This is a genomic window from Comamonas sp. 7D-2, assembly GCF_022749555.1.
GTDB lineage: Bacteria > Pseudomonadota > Gammaproteobacteria > Burkholderiales > Burkholderiaceae_C > Comamonas > Comamonas thiooxydans.
In genome coordinates, this window is record NZ_CP094238.1 from 2,788,100 (window position 1) to 2,805,752 (window position 17,653).

The 17,653-nt window shown below is 56.9% G+C and carries 20 protein-coding genes; 12 read left to right on the plus strand and 8 right to left on the minus strand.

Features of this window, described 5'->3' with window-relative positions; translation table 11 throughout:
- The first annotated feature begins 175 nt into the window (after positions 1 to 175).
- From MPZ60_RS12775 to istB, 12 genes are all read left to right on the plus strand, one after another.
- Positions 176 to 937, plus strand: coding sequence for a DsbC family protein (locus MPZ60_RS12775; protein WP_057092291.1), 762 nt, complete (start codon positions 176 to 178; stop codon positions 935 to 937).
- A gap of 59 nt (positions 938 to 996) precedes the next feature.
- Positions 997 to 1,506 carry a hypothetical protein gene (locus tag MPZ60_RS12780; protein ID WP_242608300.1) on the plus strand — a complete coding sequence of 170 codons (510 nt, stop codon included), beginning with the start codon at positions 997 to 999 and terminating at the stop codon, positions 1,504 to 1,506.
- 2 nt (positions 1,507 to 1,508) lie between these two features.
- Positions 1,509 to 2,405, plus strand: coding sequence for a hypothetical protein (locus MPZ60_RS12785; RefSeq protein WP_019042141.1), 897 nt, complete (start codon positions 1,509 to 1,511; stop codon positions 2,403 to 2,405).
- A 7-nt stretch (positions 2,406 to 2,412) separates the two neighbouring features.
- Positions 2,413 to 2,994 carry a lytic transglycosylase domain-containing protein gene (locus MPZ60_RS12790; protein WP_019042142.1) on the plus strand — a complete coding sequence of 194 codons (582 nt, stop codon included), beginning with the start codon at positions 2,413 to 2,415 and terminating at the stop codon, positions 2,992 to 2,994.
- A 74-nt stretch (positions 2,995 to 3,068) separates the two neighbouring features.
- On the plus strand, positions 3,069 to 3,806 hold the full coding sequence (locus tag MPZ60_RS12795; protein ID WP_019042143.1) for a TcpQ domain-containing protein: 738 nt from the start codon (positions 3,069 to 3,071) through the stop codon (positions 3,804 to 3,806).
- Entirely contained in the window at positions 3,803 to 5,593 is a 1,791-nt protein-coding gene (locus MPZ60_RS12800; protein WP_019042144.1) for a hypothetical protein, read from the plus strand. Before MPZ60_RS12795 ends, MPZ60_RS12800 begins: the two co-directional genes overlap by 4 nt.
- 7 nt (positions 5,594 to 5,600) lie before the next feature.
- Complete coding sequence (gene pilO2, locus MPZ60_RS12805) at positions 5,601 to 6,944, plus strand: type 4b pilus protein PilO2 (RefSeq protein ID WP_019042145.1); 1,344 nt, start codon at positions 5,601 to 5,603, stop codon at positions 6,942 to 6,944.
- Complete coding sequence (locus tag MPZ60_RS12810) at positions 6,931 to 7,383, plus strand: hypothetical protein (protein ID WP_029158309.1); 453 nt, start codon at positions 6,931 to 6,933, stop codon at positions 7,381 to 7,383. The genes pilO2 and MPZ60_RS12810 overlap by 14 nt, the downstream gene beginning before the upstream one ends.
- Before the next feature lie 10 nt (positions 7,384 to 7,393).
- Positions 7,394 to 9,184, plus strand: a complete 1,791-nt coding sequence (locus MPZ60_RS12815; RefSeq protein ID WP_019042147.1) for an ATPase, T2SS/T4P/T4SS family — start codon at positions 7,394 to 7,396, stop codon at positions 9,182 to 9,184.
- Positions 9,184 to 10,140: a general secretion pathway protein gene (locus MPZ60_RS12820; protein ID WP_242607124.1), complete on the plus strand. Its 957-nt coding sequence runs from the start codon at positions 9,184 to 9,186 to the stop codon at positions 10,138 to 10,140. Before MPZ60_RS12815 ends, MPZ60_RS12820 begins: the two co-directional genes overlap by 1 nt.
- 85 nt (positions 10,141 to 10,225) lie before the next feature.
- On the plus strand, positions 10,226 to 11,752 hold the full coding sequence (istA, locus tag MPZ60_RS12825; RefSeq protein ID WP_034410946.1) for an IS21 family transposase: 1,527 nt from the start codon (positions 10,226 to 10,228) through the stop codon (positions 11,750 to 11,752).
- Positions 11,742 to 12,527, plus strand: coding sequence for an IS21-like element helper ATPase IstB (istB, locus tag MPZ60_RS12830; RefSeq protein ID WP_034359664.1), 786 nt, complete (start codon positions 11,742 to 11,744; stop codon positions 12,525 to 12,527). Before istA ends, istB begins: the two co-directional genes overlap by 11 nt.
- A 63-nt stretch (positions 12,528 to 12,590) precedes the next feature.
- Here istB and MPZ60_RS12835 read toward each other — a convergent pair whose 3' ends face one another.
- From MPZ60_RS12835 to MPZ60_RS12870, 8 genes are all read right to left on the minus strand, one after another.
- Complete coding sequence (locus tag MPZ60_RS12835; protein WP_034359689.1) at positions 12,591 to 12,794, minus strand: hypothetical protein; 204 nt, start codon at positions 12,792 to 12,794, stop codon at positions 12,591 to 12,593.
- A gap of 101 nt (positions 12,795 to 12,895) precedes the next feature.
- Entirely contained in the window at positions 12,896 to 13,411 is a 516-nt protein-coding gene (locus MPZ60_RS12840) for a hypothetical protein (RefSeq protein ID WP_231879660.1), read from the minus strand.
- Between the two features lie 141 nt (positions 13,412 to 13,552).
- Entirely contained in the window at positions 13,553 to 13,804 is a 252-nt protein-coding gene (locus tag MPZ60_RS12845) for a hypothetical protein (RefSeq protein WP_019042155.1), read from the minus strand.
- On the minus strand, positions 13,797 to 14,144 hold the full coding sequence (locus tag MPZ60_RS12850) for a hypothetical protein (RefSeq protein ID WP_029158312.1): 348 nt from the start codon (positions 14,142 to 14,144) through the stop codon (positions 13,797 to 13,799). Before MPZ60_RS12850 ends, MPZ60_RS12845 begins: the two co-directional genes overlap by 8 nt.
- A 223-nt stretch (positions 14,145 to 14,367) precedes the next feature.
- A complete protein-coding gene (locus MPZ60_RS12855) occupies positions 14,368 to 14,664 on the minus strand; it encodes a hypothetical protein (protein WP_230629851.1) in 297 nt (98 codons plus the stop codon).
- 845 nt (positions 14,665 to 15,509) lie between these two features.
- Entirely contained in the window at positions 15,510 to 16,637 is a 1,128-nt protein-coding gene (locus MPZ60_RS12860; RefSeq protein ID WP_019042159.1) for a DUF6094 domain-containing protein, read from the minus strand.
- A 77-nt stretch (positions 16,638 to 16,714) separates the two neighbouring features.
- The gene (locus tag MPZ60_RS12865; protein ID WP_019042160.1) at positions 16,715 to 17,275 is read right to left on the minus strand and encodes a hypothetical protein; all 561 of its coding nucleotides are present in this window, start codon (positions 17,273 to 17,275) and stop codon (positions 16,715 to 16,717) included.
- Between the two features lie 101 nt (positions 17,276 to 17,376).
- Complete coding sequence (locus MPZ60_RS12870) at positions 17,377 to 17,610, minus strand: hypothetical protein (RefSeq protein ID WP_034359692.1); 234 nt, start codon at positions 17,608 to 17,610, stop codon at positions 17,377 to 17,379.
- Between the last annotated feature and the right edge of the window lie 43 nt (positions 17,611 to 17,653).

The window sequence follows — 17,653 nt, forward strand, 5'->3', positions numbered from 1 at the left end:
ATCGGCGCCTTCTTTGGCTGGCGAGACACACACCTCGACAGTTCAAATATAGATCAATTCGGAATTGATATGTCAAGCGGAAACCGTGATGTATGTAACGCACGGTTTCCGCTGGAGGCAACGCCGACCGCTCCCTAAAGTGCGGTCCATGCAAAAGCAATCACATATCAAAGCAATGCCTCGCATAGTGATAGGCAGGCTTGCCGCAGCCGCGGCTTTGTTCGTTGGCCTGACGGCTGGAGCAATAGCTGCAGACGTATCAGAGAAGGTTGCGGCGCAGATCAAGGCCGGCGTCAACGCAAACACGAACGGAGCGGTGCGTGTAGAGCAAATCAATACAACTCCGCTCACCAACATTTATGAGGTGATTTCCGAAGGGGAGATATTCTATGTGAATGAAACGGGTCGTTACAGTTTTGTGGACGGCTCGTTGATGGATTTGAAGAGCAAAACAGACCTGACCGCCTTGCAACAAGACAAGAGGATGGTCATTCCATTCAACAAGCTTCCCCTGCAGCACGCGATTAAGGAAGTGCACGGAGATGGAAGCCGTGTGATGGCGCTCTTCGAAGACCCGTTCTGCCCCATCTGCCGAGTCTTCACAAAGTTCGTCGACCAGATCGACAACGTGACGATCTATCGCTTCATCTTCCCTATCACTGATCGGCGAAGCCAATCTCTTGCACGGATGGCCTGGTGCTCACGCGACCGTGCCGGCGTGTGGAAAGCCATCATGGACGGCGCACGGCCGCAATTGCCCGAGTCGTGCAACACCGATGGTTTGGTCGAGATCCTCAAGCTCGGTGAGCGCTATGGCATGAACAACACGCCCACCGTGGTGCTGGCAAGCGGCAAGCGCTTGGTTGGCGCCACACCGCCCGAGCAATTCATGGAGGAGTTGGAGCGTGGCGGTCGTTTGAAGGCGGACCAACGATGATCGCGCCCGCCTCCGTTCGCCCCCTCATTTCTGCCCTATTCCCTGCGCTTGCCATTGCCATGGCGACAAGCTCTCACGCGCAGTCCTGGGAGACCATGCGAGAAGTCGTCTTCGACAGCTCGGTGTTTTCGTCCACGGGTACAGCGGTGGACCGGGAGATCCTCAAGACAGTTTGGGCAACAGAGCTTTCCGCTCCACGACTGGGCAGCGCAGGAAAGCGCATGCCTGCGTTCGCGCTGCTGGGTGACACCGCAACCGCTGAGGGCAAAGTCATCTTCAGCATGTTCGCCGCTGCGGGCAACACACTTTGCCTGGATGCACCAAATGGCGCGGCAGCCATGGACATCTACAGCGTCTGCACCATGCGTGTCATCGCTTGGCCGCCTCGGCCTGGACTGCGCGCCATTGAACTCCCCGGCTACTGCATGTTGTACGCCAATACCGACCGATCACAGAACCGTGTCGAGTACCGCATAGAGCAGACCCAGCCAGCCCTGACGATTCGATTCCGGGCATGGCAGTTCGGCAAAGTCATTCCCGCATGCAATCGCGCTATGCGCCTGAGCTAGTCATGAGCTGCCGCATTTTCCCGCGACTATCCAAGCTTGTGTGGCTATTGCCAGCCGTGGCTTTGGCCGCCATCGTCAGCTCTTCAGACATTACCCAAGCCATTCAAAACTCGCCAAATGCGAGTGCCTGGCTAAAGCAGAACGCGCAGGCTGTGGCCAACCTTGCTATCAACGTCGAATCGGGCGGCAACACCAGCGCATTCAACGGCAGCTGCTGCTATGGCGTCCTGCAGATGAATAGGACAAACATCGCCAAGTATGCAGGAGTGACACCTGAACAGTATCGCCAACTGCCCCTGCAGGCTCAGATCGATGCTTGGTCGCAACTGACCGCCGACGCCATGCGTTCCGGCGTGGTCCGCCAATTGATTGGCTCGGGCACTTTTGATGGGCGCGCCGTTGACGGGAATCTGGTGCTCGCTTGCGTGCAGCTTGGCATCGGCAACTGCCAGCGAATGATTAACTCGGGGTCTTGCCGTGGCTTTGCCGACAGCAATGGCACATCTATATGCGACATGGCCGACAGGATGGCCAATGGACGACCTACCAACCCAGGCAACACCAACCCGCTCGGAAACGGCTCTGGAAGCACGGGTGGCAACGGTGGCACCGGGTTGGGGGGTAGCAGCTGCCCGCGAGACGCCACCGGTGCATGCATGGAAGTCTCGGCAGCAATGCAGCAAGGCTTCCTGCAGGGCTCCGGGATGCAGATGCCCAGCCTCAAGCAAATGCTGCTTGCAGGAAGCGGCGCGTTTTTCTTTCTTGTCACAGCCAGTGCCTTCAGCGGCCTTTACGGTCGCTACACCTCGGGACGTGTTGCCACGAGCGAGCTAGTGCACTATCTCGTGAAAGGCACAACAACCTTGCTCATTGGGCTGTTGGCCCTCTCGATGCTGTGAGGCGCGGATGTTTAGCCTAGCCCACATCACTCGCAATCTGCTATTAGCAACCCTCGTCGCTGCACCTGGCCTGTCCCTGGCCCAGTTGCCGCCGAAAAAGCTCCCGACCTACGACTGCCTTCGCGGAAATTCCAGGTCTGCCCACTGTGAGCAACTGCTCCGCAACTATTGGCAGCACGAGCCGGCCATTCGCGCGATCGCTGTTCACTACGGACTGGAACCAGCGCTGCTAATGGCTCTCGTGGCTATCGAGAGCCAATTCAACTCGCGTGCGAGATCGCCTGCAGGTGCGCTCGGTCTCACTCAAGTCATGCCAGATACGGCCCGTGGCGAAGGCTTGCGGGACCCAAAGGTCAACTTGTATCAGCCCGAGCTTGGGCTGGCCACCGGCGCAGCTTACCTGCGAAAGATGTGGTTCGAGTTTAGAGACTGGGAGCTGGCACTCGCCGCATACAACGCCGGCCCTGGCGCCGTGCGTAAGCACAAAGGCATTCCGCCGTACCGCGAAACACAAGCCTACGTCCCCATGGTTCTCGCTTTGTACCGCGAGTTTGCCTGGGCAGACGCCATGGCCCGAGCAAGCAAATGAGGAACGCAATGAAATTTCATCACCTAGGACGATGCGTTGCAGCTGTCGCTGTTGCGCTTACTGCCTGGCCGACCATGGCACAGGAAGCTGAAGGCACCAGCGCCAAATCAACGCTCCTGCAATCAGAAATCGAAGTCACATGGCAGGACAAGGCGCAAGGCCTGGCTCAACTCTTGGCAGATCGACTGGGCGTTCCCTTCACCAGCCCAGTACCACTGGACACTCAGGTGTCCGTCAAACAGGCAGGTGGCTCCACGGTCGCCAATCTGATCTCGACGGTCAACAGCCAACTCCCCCCTGGGATCAAGCTTCAGCTCACGGAAACTGCTGCTGGCACGAAGCTGGAAGCAGTAGCAGCGAGCGCACCGACTACAGCGGTGGCCACTGCAGTGGTACAGGGAAGCGCACCATCGCGCGCGCAGATTGAGGGACTGTTCACAACCAGCACAGTTCCAGGCTCTGGCTCGTGGGTGGACCAGGCGCGCCAACACTGGAAAGCCTCCTTCACTGACGGCTCTGGACAGCCTGCACGTCGCTGGGAGCTCAAGCTCCAGGACGTAACGCTGAACAAGGCCTTCACACGCTGGGCCGCAGAAGCCGGCTATCGCGTGCGCTGGGATGCGCGCAAGCATGTCGTGATCGGAAGCCCCGAGACCTACGAAATGCCATTCGAGCAGGCCGTGACCGCCGCCCTGTCGTCACCAGGCATTCAAGCGAGCGAATACCCGCTTGATGTCTGCTTCTACCCAAATAACCCGCCCTTGGCCCGTATCACCCGCCGTGGCGAGCAAGACAAGGAATGCACCCAATGATTCTGGCCAACCTAAAGCACAGTGTCGTACCCTCTGCTCTCGTTTCTGCTCTGTTGCTCGCAGGATGTGTCTCGCCTGCAGTCACCCAGCAAGTTCGTGGCCACATTGACAGCTCCTTGGAGGCTGCAGGTGTCATGAATCGGAGCCTGCGCGTAGAAGAGACCACACAGGGCCACAAGGCTGCCACAAATGCAGCGGCCGCCCGTCAGCTCTCGCCCATCGTTGCGCGCCGTGCTTCGCGTCCGTGGATCGGCTCCGAGATGATCGAGATCAGTTCCGAAGACTCCCTTCCCGCCATCTTCGATGAAACCTTCAAGCTCATCAGCTTTGAAGACAAAAGCACTGGCGGCAAGGTCAGCCTTACGGTTTGGGCCGAACGCATGTCTCGCATAACTGGCGTTCCGTTTCGCATCAAGCAGGACGTATACAGCCCCGCGTCATCGGCAGTCGCCTCTAGCCCAAGCACCGCTCAGCCGGCCAAGCCCGCGACCGCCACAGTTGCAGGAATGAGCATGCCTGCACCTCTGGCCGTTGCTGGCCAGCCGAGCGTCGAGGCCATACGCCCTGGTCCAAACCTCATGCTCGACACAGTTGAGATGGACTGGAAGAACAACACGCCGCGCGGCATCACTGAGTTCGTGACAGCCAGGCTGGGACTGTCCTATGCGTATCGCGATGGCGTGATCATTATTGAGCGCTACGTCACAGAAACCTTCGAGATCGCCGCTCTTGAAGGAAGCAAGGACTTTGCTATGAATTTGCAAGGTGGCTCAACATCGGGTGCTAGCAGCACCACCGGCGCTACTGGCAATTCCCAGTCCAATTTCCGCATCGACGAAGCTGGATCACTGGACATCTTCAATTCATTCATGAATAGCCTGCAGCAGATGGTGGCTGCGGTGCCCGGATCATCCATCGCTATCAACCAGGGTACCGGTAGGTTCGCGGTGACGACGACCAAGGAAGCCATGCAGCGCATCCGCCAAGTGGTCAAGTCCGAGAACGAGTCGCTGACACGCCAGGTCCGCATACAGATGGACATCTACTCCATCACGACAAAGGACGGAGACGAGAAGGGAGTGAACTGGGGCGTGGTGCTCAATTCGCTTACCTCCAAGTGGGGCGCAACCATTGACTCGCCCACTTCGCTAGTTGGTGATACGGCGGGCCAGATCGGGTTGACGATCCTCTCTCTGGCAAACGGAGGCAGCCCAAGCAGCGGCACGGTGCCCCGCTGGGGTGGCACACAAGCGGCGATCCAGGCGCTGAACGAGTATGGCACCAACATCCAGCATCGCCCCATAGAGATGCAGGCGATGAACCGCCAATGGGCACGCAAGACCAACCTCAACGACCGTTCTTACGTGTCTGAGACGCTGCCATCGACCTCTACTGCAGCCGGATCGGGCTCGGTGGGCATGAAGACTGCCAACGTCACTACGGGCGATCGCTTCATGATCCAACCCGCGATCTTGGACAACGGCTCAGTGCAGTTGAGATTCGGCATCAGCATGACCAACCTTGTGGCGATGACCGAGACGACCTCCGGCCAGGGTACTTCGATCTCAAGGGTCCAAAACCCCGAAAGGTCAGGCATCGACGATCAATCGACGGTCATGCTCAAAGCTGGCCAAGTCATGGTCCTCACCGGCATGGCCCGCTACAAAGCCAAAGACAACCGCCGCCGTCTGGCTGAAGGTTGGAGTTTGCTCGCTGGCGGCTCTGACGCGCAAAGCCTGGAACGTGAGGAATTCCTCGTTGTGGTTCGTCCTGTGCTCATGAACTGAGGCCACCATGAGTGCATACCTCATCGAACGGCGCTATGTGATCGGCGTGACTTGGCAGCAGACTGTCCAAGCCGTGAATCTCAAGAAGCACGCACAACAACTTGCCCGCAAGGGGAAGGCGGACTACTACTGCACGGTAGCTCCAGCCACCGTGGGCACCGCGAAACTCAAAGTGTCCAACCAGGGGGAAAAGCTCATCGCCTTGGCTACCGGCGTGGCCGCCTTCGCCAATGGCCATGTGTTTGCAGCCATCAAGCTCCCACAAGGGATCTGGATTTGCGCCGCAATCGACGGAGCACCAGCGACTGGCTTCGACGCGCTGGTGACGGACGAAGAAGCGGCTCGATCGCGGCTGGCTGCATTTGAGCGATTGGCCACCTCTTCCATCTCACTGTTCACGAATGAGCCAGATTTACTTTACCCCGCACCAGAGGTACAGCCCGTAACGCTGAGTCAGGTCATAAGCGCAGCTGCCAGCAACGAGGCCAGTGAGGCCTTGGCCAAGGTCGGCACCAGCATCCCTCCAGCTGTGCTCTACACCGTAGCCGGCGCGATCCTTTTGCTCGGGGGATTACGTGCTTGGGACTATTGGCAACTGGAGCAAAGGCGCCAAGCAGAGCTCTTGGCCAACGCCAATGAGCTGGACCCCAAGACAGCATGGACTCAGGCCTTCCAAGCATATGCACAGGAGAAGTCCACCTACGGGCATGAAGCGCTACGAGCATTGCGCGAAGCCACCGAAAAACTACCCACCAGCATCGCCGGGTGGCGCCTAAAGGAGACGGACTGTAAGCCAAGCGCTGGCAGCACTTGGGGTTGCACCCTGAAATTCGACCGCACCGCAGATGTGGGTCTAGACCCCACCAACGAAGACTTCGAGCATTTGCGTCCACGCGAGTGGACCGTCCGCTATTCCACAGTGGATGAAATAGAGGCCGTTATGCAAGTGTCAGCGCCTGCACGTCGCCTCAACTTCGATGAGCTGACCCCACTGGCCATCCAGCAAGTACGTGGACTTAGTTCCTTGCAACTGATCTTGCGCGCTTTCAGCGGAAAAACCATTGGGCAATTCCAGCCTGAAGCAGTTCCAGCACCGCTCAACAAGGTCGGAGAGCCCGTGTCCATGCCTGCTGAGCTCGGGCTGGCCATCTACAGAGCTGCGTTGACAAACCTGAGCGGCCCCTTGCTCAGCGTGGATCTGCTGATAACTCCAGAGGTACCGGTGGCGTGGACCTCTTTCAAGGTTGACTTTGCCCGACTGCCCAACGACTGGCAGGCCAACGGCGAAGCGTCTCTCAAGAAAAGCCTCATGACGGCCACCTTGGCCGGAGAAATCTATGCAAAGAACTAAGCCCGCCGTTGCAGCCGCGCTGATTGGCTTCGCTATGCACGCTGCCGCCCAGGATCTCGCTGCGGCCGCATCGCAGCCACAGCCAGGCTATGGCTTTGCTCCAACCGTGAAGAAGCTCTTGCAACTCGAAGCCGATAAAGCCGTTGAGGCTGCGCTCGGCCAAACGGGCGGCTCCACTACTGCAGCCGCGGCTCCACAAGGAGCAGCACCAACTGTGCAGCCAGCCGTAGAAGCACCGCCGGAGCCTCGCCCACTTCTTACCCTCAATGGCATCTATGGACGCGCAGGCCGTTGGACGGCCGAGGTCGCCATCGACGGTCGCATCTACGCCTTTACGCCTGCAGAGACGAAGGCAGGCTACACAGCAAAGCGCATTGATGCACGGTGCATCGAACTGCAGCACAGCAAGTTCCCGCAAAAGCTCTGCAGCGACCGCTGAGGAACCAAAGATGCAGTGGCCATTCTTCTCACGCCAACGTTCAACAGTCCCAGCTCCGCCGACTGCGACCACTTTCGTCCTCAGTCAACGTGTCATAAAGACAGAGACCGAGCTGCTCAAGGAAGTGAGCTTCCATCGCCCACTCGGGAAGGACAAGGACATCAACCTGGCGGGAAGTCTGGCCCAGCACATCTGTCCTCTCGAAACACGAAAAGACAGCAAGCAGTTCATTCTGCTCGTGAGCAACCGCCACCGAAGCTCGCAAGAACTACGGGCTACGACCGAGCTCCTCCTGTCCAAAAACTACCGTCTCGCACCAGGCGCCAACGTCTATCTGGTCGAGAGCGAAACCATCATCCATGCCGTCTCGCGTGGCCACATCGACGGGACCCAGGGGGAGCGCCTTCGCAACATTTTGGGCGACAGGGCAAAAGCGGGCTACTACCAGTCGTTCGAGGAACTGGTGCGTTACGGCGTAACCAACCGCGCCTCTGACATTCACCTGAACATCTTCACTGCCCAAACACGCAGCGAGGTCCGGTTCACCATCGAGGGCAAGTACGTGGCCCCACCACGCTTCCACTTGCCAACTGCAACGCTTCTGTCCATCGCTGGAGTCGCGTACCAAACTGCCAAGGGAGTCAAAGACCCCGTTTTCAATGGCACTGTCGAATCCCAGTGCCGGATCTTCATCGATCTGGCCGAGCTTGGACAGTTCATGCTGCGCTGGGCGTCGATGGCCTGTGACGAAGGCCCGCAGATCACCATGCGGATCACGCCAATCAATGCCAAGAAAGAACCGCTGACGCTGGAGCAACTTGGCTACCTCCCCACACAGATCTCCATGCTGATGCGGGCCATGCGATCCGAGGGCGGTGCAATCGTCCTCTCGGGGGTCGTTGACTCGGGCAAATCGACAACGATATCGACACTACTCAGTGGAGTTCCAAGCACGCGCAAAGTGATGACAGTGGAAGACCCGCGAGAAAACATCTTGCCTGGCAGTCACTTTCACCAGAACACGGTGAGTCGCGACCTTGAAAGCGATGACGACCCTTTCAAGCCAAAGAAGAGAACATTAAAGCGAACCGCACTTAACGATCTATTCATCGGTGAGATTCGTGACCAGCAAACTGCCGCCCTGCTTCAAGATGCTATCGAATCGGGCACGAACTGCTATACGACTGTCCACGCTCGTAATTGCATGGGTATACCAGCACGCTTGATATCGCCAGGTATTGGCATTGACATCGATGTCGTTTCCACCCCTGGAAATCTCAAGCTCTTGGGATATCAAGCACTACTTCCGAAAAACTGCCCCGGCTGCAAGCTAAAGGCCACAAAGCTCCTACAAGGTGAAAATGCAATGGAGTGGGAGGATTACTTCTCACGCATAAAACGTCTCTACGATATTGATCAAGAAACGATATATGTCAGAAACCCCGAGGGATGCGATAAATGCCGGCGTGATGGCTTGCCTGAATTGAATGGCTTACTTGGCCGCACCGTCGTCGCTGAGTTGGTTGAGCCAGATGACTATTTCCTGGAATGTATACGCGACGCCAAAACAATTGAACTGAGCCAGTATCTGGCGTCATCGCGTACCGCACCATATGACGATCCAGATATGACTGGAAAATCTGCAATGGACTGTGCCATCTACAAAATGAGCAAAGGTGAAATTGACCCTAGAGAGATCGAGCCTCGATTTATGTCATTTGTCACAGTAGAAAGACGCCGAGAAATGGCTGCAGTTCACACAAAGAATCATCAATCAATTAAGAAGCTGCAGGCTGTGTGATGCGATCCATCCTTGAGTTTTTCTCGCCATTAAAACGCGCAGCACGACAATTTAGAAGGCATCGTGCCGACTATTACGAGTATCTCGCTGACGTGCTTTCAGATTCCGATGGGCGAATCCTTATGCACGACATATTCGTAAAGGATGCTCAACGCTACGCACCAAAGAACCGCTGGCAGAAGCTCCGCCCCCATCCGCGAGCAGTGCTTTCCGAATACTGGGCAAGCAAGTTTCTGGACACTGGCACAGACATCGGCGCAACTTGGCGAGGCACGCTGCCCGATGCAGACATGCTGATTATTGCTTCAGCAGCTAACCACGGAGGCACTGGATCAGTACCGGATGCATTGAAAGAGGCTGCACGCTTGGTGAGAGTAGTTGATGAGGCTCGCAGTCTGTTTCTCTCAATCATTGCTGTTGCAATATTCTCAATTATTGTTGTACTGGCAACTCTCACAAGCGTGCCTGCTTTTGTCTGGCCGCAAATAAAAACAACCTTCGACTTTGTACCGGAAACACTTTACGGACCACATGCTTTTGATCTGGAACATTTCTCAAGGGTGTTCGCCTCATATATCATTCCTTTAACAATCGGGATACTAATACTTAGCATCGCCTTTAGTTGGTCCTTGACTCGCTGGAGCGGCCGTTCTCGTCAATGGGCAGAAAAATTCATTGTTTACAGGGTCTACAGGAACTATCGCGGCGCGATGTTTCTTTCGACCCTATCTACTCTGGTAAAGCGAGGCTCGGGTCTCAATCTTCGAGAAGGCATACAGGCAATCTCATTGCAGGCGGAGCCTTGGTTGCAATGGTATTGCCAACGCATCATGGAGAATATTGAGCTCGGCTTTGTGGATGGTAGGCTATTCGATGTGGGCCTGATGGAGTCGGATGCTCTTTATTACTTGTTCGATATTTCTGAAGCAAATTTGTTGATTTCCACCCAGAAGTGACCCACTAGCCCCCGGTTTTTCCATCTCAATCTGACCCACGCATTAACCCTAGCCTGCTGCTTTCTTGTGCAGCAGGAGACCAGGAGTGATTGACGTGGCCACTTTGAGTGTCATCCGGCGCTGGGCTCTGCGTGAGCACCTGTCCATCCGAGAGATCGCCCGCAGAACTGGGCTTTCTCGCAATACCATCCGCAAGTATTTGCGCTCCGACGTTGTGCAACCTCAACTTGCACAGCGCACCATCGCCACCAAGCTCGACCCCTTCGCCAGCAAGCTGTCAGGCTGGCTGCGTACAGAAGTCAACCGCTCTCGCAAGCAGCGGCGCACGATCAAGCAGATGTTTCTGGACTTGCAGGCGTTGGGCTACACCGGCTCCTACAACCGAGTCGCTGCCTTTGCCAGAGTATGGAAGGCTCAGTGTCATGCGGTGGAGCAGACATCAGGGCGAGGCGTTTTTGTGCCCCTGGTCTTCGGCGCTGGAGAAGCCTTCCAGTTTGATTGGAGCGAGGATTGGGCTGTCATTGCGGGTGTACGCACCAAGCTGCAAGTGGCTCACTTCAAGCTCAGCCACAGCCGAGCCTTCTATCTGCGGGCCTATCCCCTGCAAACCCATGAGATGCTGTTCGATGCCCACAACCGTGCCTTTGCGGTGTTTGGAGGCGTCCCTAGGCGGGGGATCTACGACAACATGCGCACAGCCGTCGATCGTGTCGGCCGTGGCAAGCTCAGAGAGGTCAACGCCCGCTTCAGTGCTATGGCCAGCCATTTCCTGTTCGAGGCACAGTTTTGCAATCCGGCCTCGGGATGGGAGAAGGGACAGGTCGAGAAGAATGTTCGGGACGCTCGCCATCGTATCTGGCAATCTGTACCAGCGTTTCCGACACTCAGTGCCCTCAACGATTGGCTAGAGCAACGGTGTCAGCAGTTATGGCAAGAGATTGCGCATGGCCAATTGCCTGGCTCACTTGCTGATGTGTGGGAGCAAGAACGCTCAACCCTGATGCCCATGCCTCGGCCGTTTGACGGCTTTGTCGAGCATGCCAAACGAGTCTCTCCCACCTGCCTAGTTCACTTCGAGCGCAATCGCTACAGCGTGCCGGCCTCTTATGCCAACAGGCCCGTGAGCTTGCAGGTTTATGCCGACCGTCTGGTTGTCGTGGCCGAAGGTCAGTTCGTCTGTGAACACCCGCGCATCATTGAGCGCAATCACCAAGGTTCTGGGCGTACGGTCTATGACTGGCGCCATTACCTGGCCGTATTGCAGCGCAAGCCTGGCGCATTGCGCAACGGTGCGCCGTTTGCCGAGTTGCCAGACGCATTCAAACGACTGCAAGCTTTGCTCCTGAAGCAACCTGGCGGCGATCGCGAGATGGTGGAAGTTCTTGCCTTGGTGTTGCAGCACGATGAGCAAGCCGTCCTGGCCGCTGTCGAGTTGGCACTGGAGGATGGCGTACCTCGCAAGACCCACATCATCAATATCTTGCACCGCCTCATTGATGGAACACCGGAACCTGAGCCCATCCATTCACCCCAAGCCTTGGCCTTGATCGTTGAGCCACAAGCCAACGTCGTGCGCTATGACCAACTCCGACAGGTGCGCCATGCGTCATGACCCCGCCATTGCTGCGATCATCATCATGCTGCGCCAACTCAAGATGTTTGGCATGGCCCAGGCCGTGACAGAACTTGCAGAGCAAGGCTCACCAGCATTTGAAGCAGCACACCCCATACTGTCGCAACTGCTCAAGGCCGAGAGTGCTGAGCGAGAAGTGCGCTCCATTGCCTATCAACTCAAGGTCGCCAGGTTCCCGGTCTACAGAGATCTGGCAGGCTTTGACTTCGCACACAGTGAAGTCAATGAAGCCTTGGTACGCAGCCTTCATCGCTGTGAGTTCATCGAGAAGGCTAACAACGTGGTGCTTGTCGGTGGGCCTGGCACGGGCAAGACGCACATTGCTACAGCACTGGGTATTCAGGCCATTGAGCACCACCGTCAAAGGGTGCGCTTCTTCTCTACTGTTGAGTTGGTTAATGCGCTGGAGCAAGAGAAAGTGCAAGGCAAAGCCGGACAGCTCGCCCACAGGCTGGTGCATACGGATCTGGTGATACTCGATGAGCTGGGCTATCTGCCCTTCAGCTCATCTGGCGGTGCGCTACTGTTTCATCTACTCTCGACGCTTTACGAACGCACCAGCGTAGTAATCACCACCAACCTGAGCTTCAGCGAATGGGCCCGCGTGTTTGGTGATGCCAAGATGACCACGGCTCTGCTGGACCGCCTAACCCACCACTGCCATATTCTGGAAACAGGCAACGACAGCTACCGCTTCAAGCACAGCAGTGCAGTCCAACAACCGTCCATGAAGAAGGAGAGAAACAAAACCTGATCCACATCTTGAGCCTTGCGGCTCAAGTCAAAGGGTGGGTCAGTTTGAGATGGAAATCGCGGGTCAGTTTTGCGTGGAAATTAACACTTGGCCAAACTCGCGTATGAAATCTCCAAGGGGCAGGGTTTCATCAATCACTTCGGCCAGAAAATCTGCGCCTTCGATCGTGCCAAGTTCATCAGCGACTTCCTGTACCACCGGGGCGGCCTCGGCCGCAGTAGTGGATGCCTCTGCCACAGCGGGCTCAGCAATTGCCAAATCGTTCATTGTTTGCTCCAAAAAAATGAGCACACACCCCACAAAGGAGTGCGCGCCCAACGGTTAGATGAATGAAGGTGAGAAAGGCCTCTGGCGAGGCCTTGATGGAGTTAAGGAAGGAGAACGCGGTTGCGAACGCCCTCACTTACATGCCGAATGAAGTGATCAGAAATACTTACACGCAGCGCGTGAAGATTTCCGATGCGCGGATAGAGGCCACCCCCGAGCTCGTGGACAGCGCCCTTCTCTCGACACCAGGCAATCAAGGGTCCTTGCCAGTGATCGAGCAGCGCAATGGGAGCCAAGGTTTTCACCAGAGCCCACACCTTCTCCTCGATGCCGGCGTCGACATTGGACACCACCCAGCCAATGCGGTTGGGCTTGTCGATCTCCTGTAAGCGTTTGTCGTAGACGAACAGATGGTTCAAAGATCCAAAGAGGTTCTGACGCGGTAGACGGCCGGTGAACTTTCCCAGGCGCTCCGCAGATCCAACCTGGACATGGTTACGCGTTCCTTCAGGGCTCACCAACGTGAAATCCGTGATTCCGTGCTCAGTCCTGCCCAGCTCCATAGCCGCGATGAACTGCATGGCAGAAGCATCGCGCCCATAGAACGAGAGAAACATGAGCTCGCCCTCATCGTTCCGCAGGCAAGCGTCGGCCCATAGATCCGCGAAACCCTCTATACGGTGAAGCGCTCTTTGCATGAAATGCTCCTTTTATGGAGCAGCCCACAAGGGGCGTGCCCCGTGTGGGTGGATGAAAGACTATGGATTCGGTATCCAGAGCCAGGCGGCGACGTAGGTACCGTCTTCCGCCGGCGCTACCAGCGGCAAGGGATCGATGACGCATTGGTCATTGGCGTGGATCTCCCTGGCACGGGCGATTGCATCGGCGCACTCAGCGCGATTCAGATCCTGGTTGTTGAGAAGCCTGCCGAGCTGCGTGACAGCACCGGCAAGGTCGCCCGACTCCCAGGAGTCAACGACATCCCGCGCTGCTTCCTCCAGCTCATGCATGGGCAGCCGCCTTGCGTTTCTCCAAGGCGTCGTAGTGCATCTCGACCTGCAGTTTGAGGTCCTCGATCTGGGTCAGCGCCTGCGTATGCTGTTCGCGGACAACCTTCTCAGTCACACGCTTAGGCTTTGAAGCCACGAGCGTCTTGCTGAAATCGCCATCGCCGCCAAAGCCCATGACAAAGCGCTTGAAACCTCCCTCCACCAATGACACAGAGGCCGATGTGACGAGGGAGCTATTCAACTTACGTGTTGAGACGGTGAGCACGCGCCGGTCGCCGAGATCAATCTCGGTGTTCCCACGGTGGCCATCACGGATGTTGTTAGAAAAAGATGTATTCATGGATCGCTCCTGGTTCAAGTGGATAGAGCGAGCCCCTCCCCTGCGGGACAGGCCCGCAAGGGTGGTTGAAGAAATGCCAAGGTCTCTCGACCTGGTGCGCCTTCATGGCTCAGCGCGCCTTAAAACCGTTTCTGACAGGTCAAACGGTTTTCCGCAGCTCACCTCTATGGGTAGGCTGGGGAAAACCGGCTGTAGCCGGTTCTCGTGGGTTTAATGGGTCCTATCAGAATCCATCACTGATGCATGGCTTGCTGCTGGAAGCAAGCAGGCCAAGCGCCAGTGACAGATCGAGGGCAACCAGGTTGCGAAACGTCCGGTCCGATTCCGTCATGCGCTCCCCGAGATGAAGCATGACGTTCTCAAGACTGGCTGATGCATCACATGCCTTGTTGAGCGCATCCAGGATGTGGGGGATCTTGGAGGGCAACTCTGCAAGCGCTTCGAGCATGAGCTCGTCCTGCGTCGTCAGCCCCTGCAGATGGAGGCTGAGGATGTGTTCAAGCAGCTGGAAGGTATTCATCGAGCTCGCCATCAATATTCCGAGGGCAGCAAAATGGTCGTGACCGCCCAATCTGCGTCGGTTATGACCCATACCTTCTTATCGCCTACCGAGTAGGAAGACATGAGACGGCTTCTGTCTAAAAGCGCCCGTCGATTCAATGACTTATCTGACTCGTCTAAGTCCCCCCAATCCCCGCGCACATGCCTAGAGAGCAAGTCGTACGGATTGAGGGCGAGACGACGAAGTAGATCGTCGGCTCCAACTGTGGCCACACAGCGGCCCAACTGAAAAAGTGGAGCTGCCGCCGTAGTAGGTGGTTGTTTTTGCATGATGGTCCTCGTTAAAAAAATCGGGGACCACCGGCCCTAGAGGCTAGTGCCCCCAAGGGTGGTTAGATTTACAGCGTGCTTCCAGTAAGGAACTACGCTGCGCGTGCTTCAGCGCTCCATTCGCATGAAAGCATCAGCTTTGTCACCGACCAGTCAGCACTTGTCACGACCCATACATACTCGCTGTTGACAAGAAATGCAGATAGTCGCTGGCCACGCGCCGCTTCCAAGTCACGCGCAAACATGACCAACTTCGTGTTGGCCAGCTCGCCTGGATCGCCACAGATGTGCCGCTGCAGGAGCTCGTGGGGATTGATGGTCCCCTGGCAAATTAGGTTGTCTAGGCCCAGCGTTGCTACGCATCGGCCCGGTCGAAACAGCGGTGTGTCATAGCGCTGCGATGGTTGTGCTGGCTTCACAGCATTTCTCAAGGTCATCTCCAATCAAGTGAATGAACGAGGACAACCTTCCCTGGGAAAGTGTCCCCAGGGGGTTGCGGTTCGCCGGCCGAGGCCAGCAGTGGTTAAAGAAAAGCTATGCGATGGCGACGATCCGACCCAGCCGGTGGTCGGGGGTGAACTCGATGGCATTGATGACGGGGACGAACCGGTCCAGCATCACCGTGGTCTGCGATGCTTGACCTTTCTCGTCAAAGTCAACGGACACCTTGCGCTCCTTGCGTTTGTAGGTATCCCCCTTTATCAGGAGAGTTCTGCCGCCGGCGCCGTGGATCATTCCGACCACCTGGCCAGCCGCAAGGGCAAGCGCAAGGTGCCATGGCGTCAGATCGCGCAACGGCGGTCGACAAGCGCCGCCGACCTGGCTGAACTGCGATGAAAGCCCGCTCCAAAGCAGACTCGATTCATACTTGTCCAGCTCGTCGCCGAGCTGCTCGGCATCGATCTGCACAGCGTGGAAGTCGAACTCCTGATCGACCTGCAGCGCAGGAATGACATATGGCTCCAACTCCCAGGAGTCTGGAATGACAGGGGCGCCCTCTTCCGAGGCTTGGGCCTCAGTCAGTGGCTGCAGGGCCGCCTTGGTGGCATGGGTTGCCCGGCAGCGCTTGCCAATCACTATGCATTGTCGAAACTGCTGCACTGGCGCCATGAAGATCCGCAGATCCTCAAAGTTGCGCACCAGGTAGCTGCGTATTTCGTCGTCGAGCGCGTAGTGCGGAATGATGTAGACAAGCACTCCGCCGTAGGCGAGATATGGCACAGTTTTGCGAAGAAAGGTTCGCTCCAGGCGCTCGGCCTTATCAGCCTCCGCTAACAGCGAGCGCTGGGCTGATTGATCGGCTACGCCGAAGCCATAAGGCGGATTTAGAAACAGCAGGCCCATGCTTCTCGGCTTGAGCACGACATCGTGCACGTCCGAATGAATCACACGGTCGAGGATTCCCTTTGCATGACGCGCTCTGTCACGGTCGAGCTCGATGCCGAAGGCCTCGGCACCGCCGATTCGCCCTCGATCGACGGTCAGTAGCTGCCGTAAATCGGCGAGCGCGCTGCCCTCGCCGCAGCAAGGGTCAAACATGCGTATGCCCCCCTTCTCGGGCATCTGCAGCAGGTTTGAGATCCGGCGTATGGATTCCTCGTCCGTGGGGTAGTAGCCGTTTTTGACATAGTTGTGCGCCAGGCGCGAGAACATTAAGGCCATGGGCGGCTCCAGAAATGGAAAAGCCAGTCTCCTTGTGGAGAGCTGGCTTGGTTAAAGAGGTGGTACTTCAGTACCGCTTAGAACGGGATCTCGTCTGGATCAAGGCCAACGCCGGTAAGCTCTTGAACCTTTCCGTAAATGTCGAGGCGCGGCAACGCGCGCTTCAAGGCTTCTCGGTAGAGAGGGTTAGAGCGTGCATGCACCGCGATGACGGACGCTGCAGACTGCTGAGCGGGTAAGTCTTGAATGCGGCGAAATGCCACGGTATCGGCAAGCGCCATCACTTCTTCTACGTCTGGCGACTGCAGCTCGTCAATCTCAGCACGCATCTCTAGGCGACGCATGATATGAAAGAGCGCCTCATGATCGAACAGCCTCTGCACGGTCGACAGCATGCTGCCGCCTTCATGCATCCATATGCCATTGACATACCGGATCTGCTCCACGGTGCGGTCCATGAGACGACACTGGAAGGCTGTCGAGCTCAACTCAGTTGCCTTCGCAATAGCGTCCTTCGCGATATAGAGCCGGTAGGTGACCTCCATACGCGTGTCGTAGATCTCATAGCGATGCGCGGGCTCATTCTGAGTCCACAGGAGAAGCTCTTTGAACGCAGCTTCATTTGCACTAATGGACATAGAGTCCTCCAAACTAGGCTCAGGGAACTCCAGCCCATAGGGGCCAAAGCCCCATAGGGAAAGAAAATGCCAGCCCTGATTTCTCAGGGACTGGCACGGGTTTAAAGGTGGTCCTTCTGGCACCAGTGACCCTTCGCCCAGGCCTTTTCAGCCTTGGCTTGGGTATTCCAAGTCTCCAGAGATTCACGAGTGAACGGGCCACGCTCGGTACAAGTACCGAGGTAGAAGCCGCCTCCACTACGCAGAACCTGCATCGGCAGAACCTCGCCACATTGAGCAGCGAGAACGCCGAAAGTCACACCAGTAGTTGCTTGCGATTGAACGATTTGCGTCATGTCTTTTCTCCTGTTGATGGGGGAAAAGGACGAGCGCGCCCGA

What these genes read in the sequence shown, in the direction of transcription:
- MPZ60_RS12775 (WP_057092291.1), top strand. Translation starts at nt 176, where the DNA reads ATGCCTCGCATAGTGATAGGCAGGCTTGCCGCAGCCGCGGCTTTGTTC.
- MPZ60_RS12860 (WP_019042159.1), bottom strand. Translation starts at nt 16,637, where the DNA reads ATGGCCTTAATGTTCTCGCGCCTGGCGCACAACTATGTCAAAAACGGC.
- MPZ60_RS12815 (WP_019042147.1), top strand. Translation starts at nt 7,394, where the DNA reads ATGCAGTGGCCATTCTTCTCACGCCAACGTTCAACAGTCCCAGCTCCG.
- MPZ60_RS12855 (WP_230629851.1), bottom strand. Translation starts at nt 14,664, where the DNA reads ATGAATACCTTCCAGCTGCTTGAACACATCCTCAGCCTCCATCTGCAG.
- MPZ60_RS12795 (WP_019042143.1), top strand. Translation starts at nt 3,069, where the DNA reads ATGGCACAGGAAGCTGAAGGCACCAGCGCCAAATCAACGCTCCTGCAA.
- MPZ60_RS12845 (WP_019042155.1), bottom strand. Translation starts at nt 13,804, where the DNA reads ATGCATGAGCTGGAGGAAGCAGCGCGGGATGTCGTTGACTCCTGGGAG.
- MPZ60_RS12820 (WP_242607124.1), top strand. Translation starts at nt 9,184, where the DNA reads ATGCGATCCATCCTTGAGTTTTTCTCGCCATTAAAACGCGCAGCACGA.
- MPZ60_RS12810 (WP_029158309.1), top strand. Translation starts at nt 6,931, where the DNA reads ATGCAAAGAACTAAGCCCGCCGTTGCAGCCGCGCTGATTGGCTTCGCT.
- MPZ60_RS12850 (WP_029158312.1), bottom strand. Translation starts at nt 14,144, where the DNA reads ATGAATACATCTTTTTCTAACAACATCCGTGATGGCCACCGTGGGAAC.
- MPZ60_RS12835 (WP_034359689.1), bottom strand. Translation starts at nt 12,794, where the DNA reads ATGAACGATTTGGCAATTGCTGAGCCCGCTGTGGCAGAGGCATCCACT.
- MPZ60_RS12865 (WP_019042160.1), bottom strand. Translation starts at nt 17,275, where the DNA reads ATGTCCATTAGTGCAAATGAAGCTGCGTTCAAAGAGCTTCTCCTGTGG.
- pilO2 (WP_019042145.1), top strand. Translation starts at nt 5,601, where the DNA reads ATGAGTGCATACCTCATCGAACGGCGCTATGTGATCGGCGTGACTTGG.
- MPZ60_RS12780 (WP_242608300.1), top strand. Translation starts at nt 997, where the DNA reads ATGGCGACAAGCTCTCACGCGCAGTCCTGGGAGACCATGCGAGAAGTC.
- MPZ60_RS12800 (WP_019042144.1), top strand. Translation starts at nt 3,803, where the DNA reads ATGATTCTGGCCAACCTAAAGCACAGTGTCGTACCCTCTGCTCTCGTT.
- MPZ60_RS12785 (WP_019042141.1), top strand. Translation starts at nt 1,509, where the DNA reads ATGAGCTGCCGCATTTTCCCGCGACTATCCAAGCTTGTGTGGCTATTG.
- MPZ60_RS12840 (WP_231879660.1), bottom strand. Translation starts at nt 13,411, where the DNA reads ATGTTTCTCTCGTTCTATGGGCGCGATGCTTCTGCCATGCAGTTCATC.
- MPZ60_RS12790 (WP_019042142.1), top strand. Translation starts at nt 2,413, where the DNA reads ATGTTTAGCCTAGCCCACATCACTCGCAATCTGCTATTAGCAACCCTC.
- istB (WP_034359664.1), top strand. Translation starts at nt 11,742, where the DNA reads ATGCGTCATGACCCCGCCATTGCTGCGATCATCATCATGCTGCGCCAA.
- MPZ60_RS12870 (WP_034359692.1), bottom strand. Translation starts at nt 17,610, where the DNA reads ATGACGCAAATCGTTCAATCGCAAGCAACTACTGGTGTGACTTTCGGC.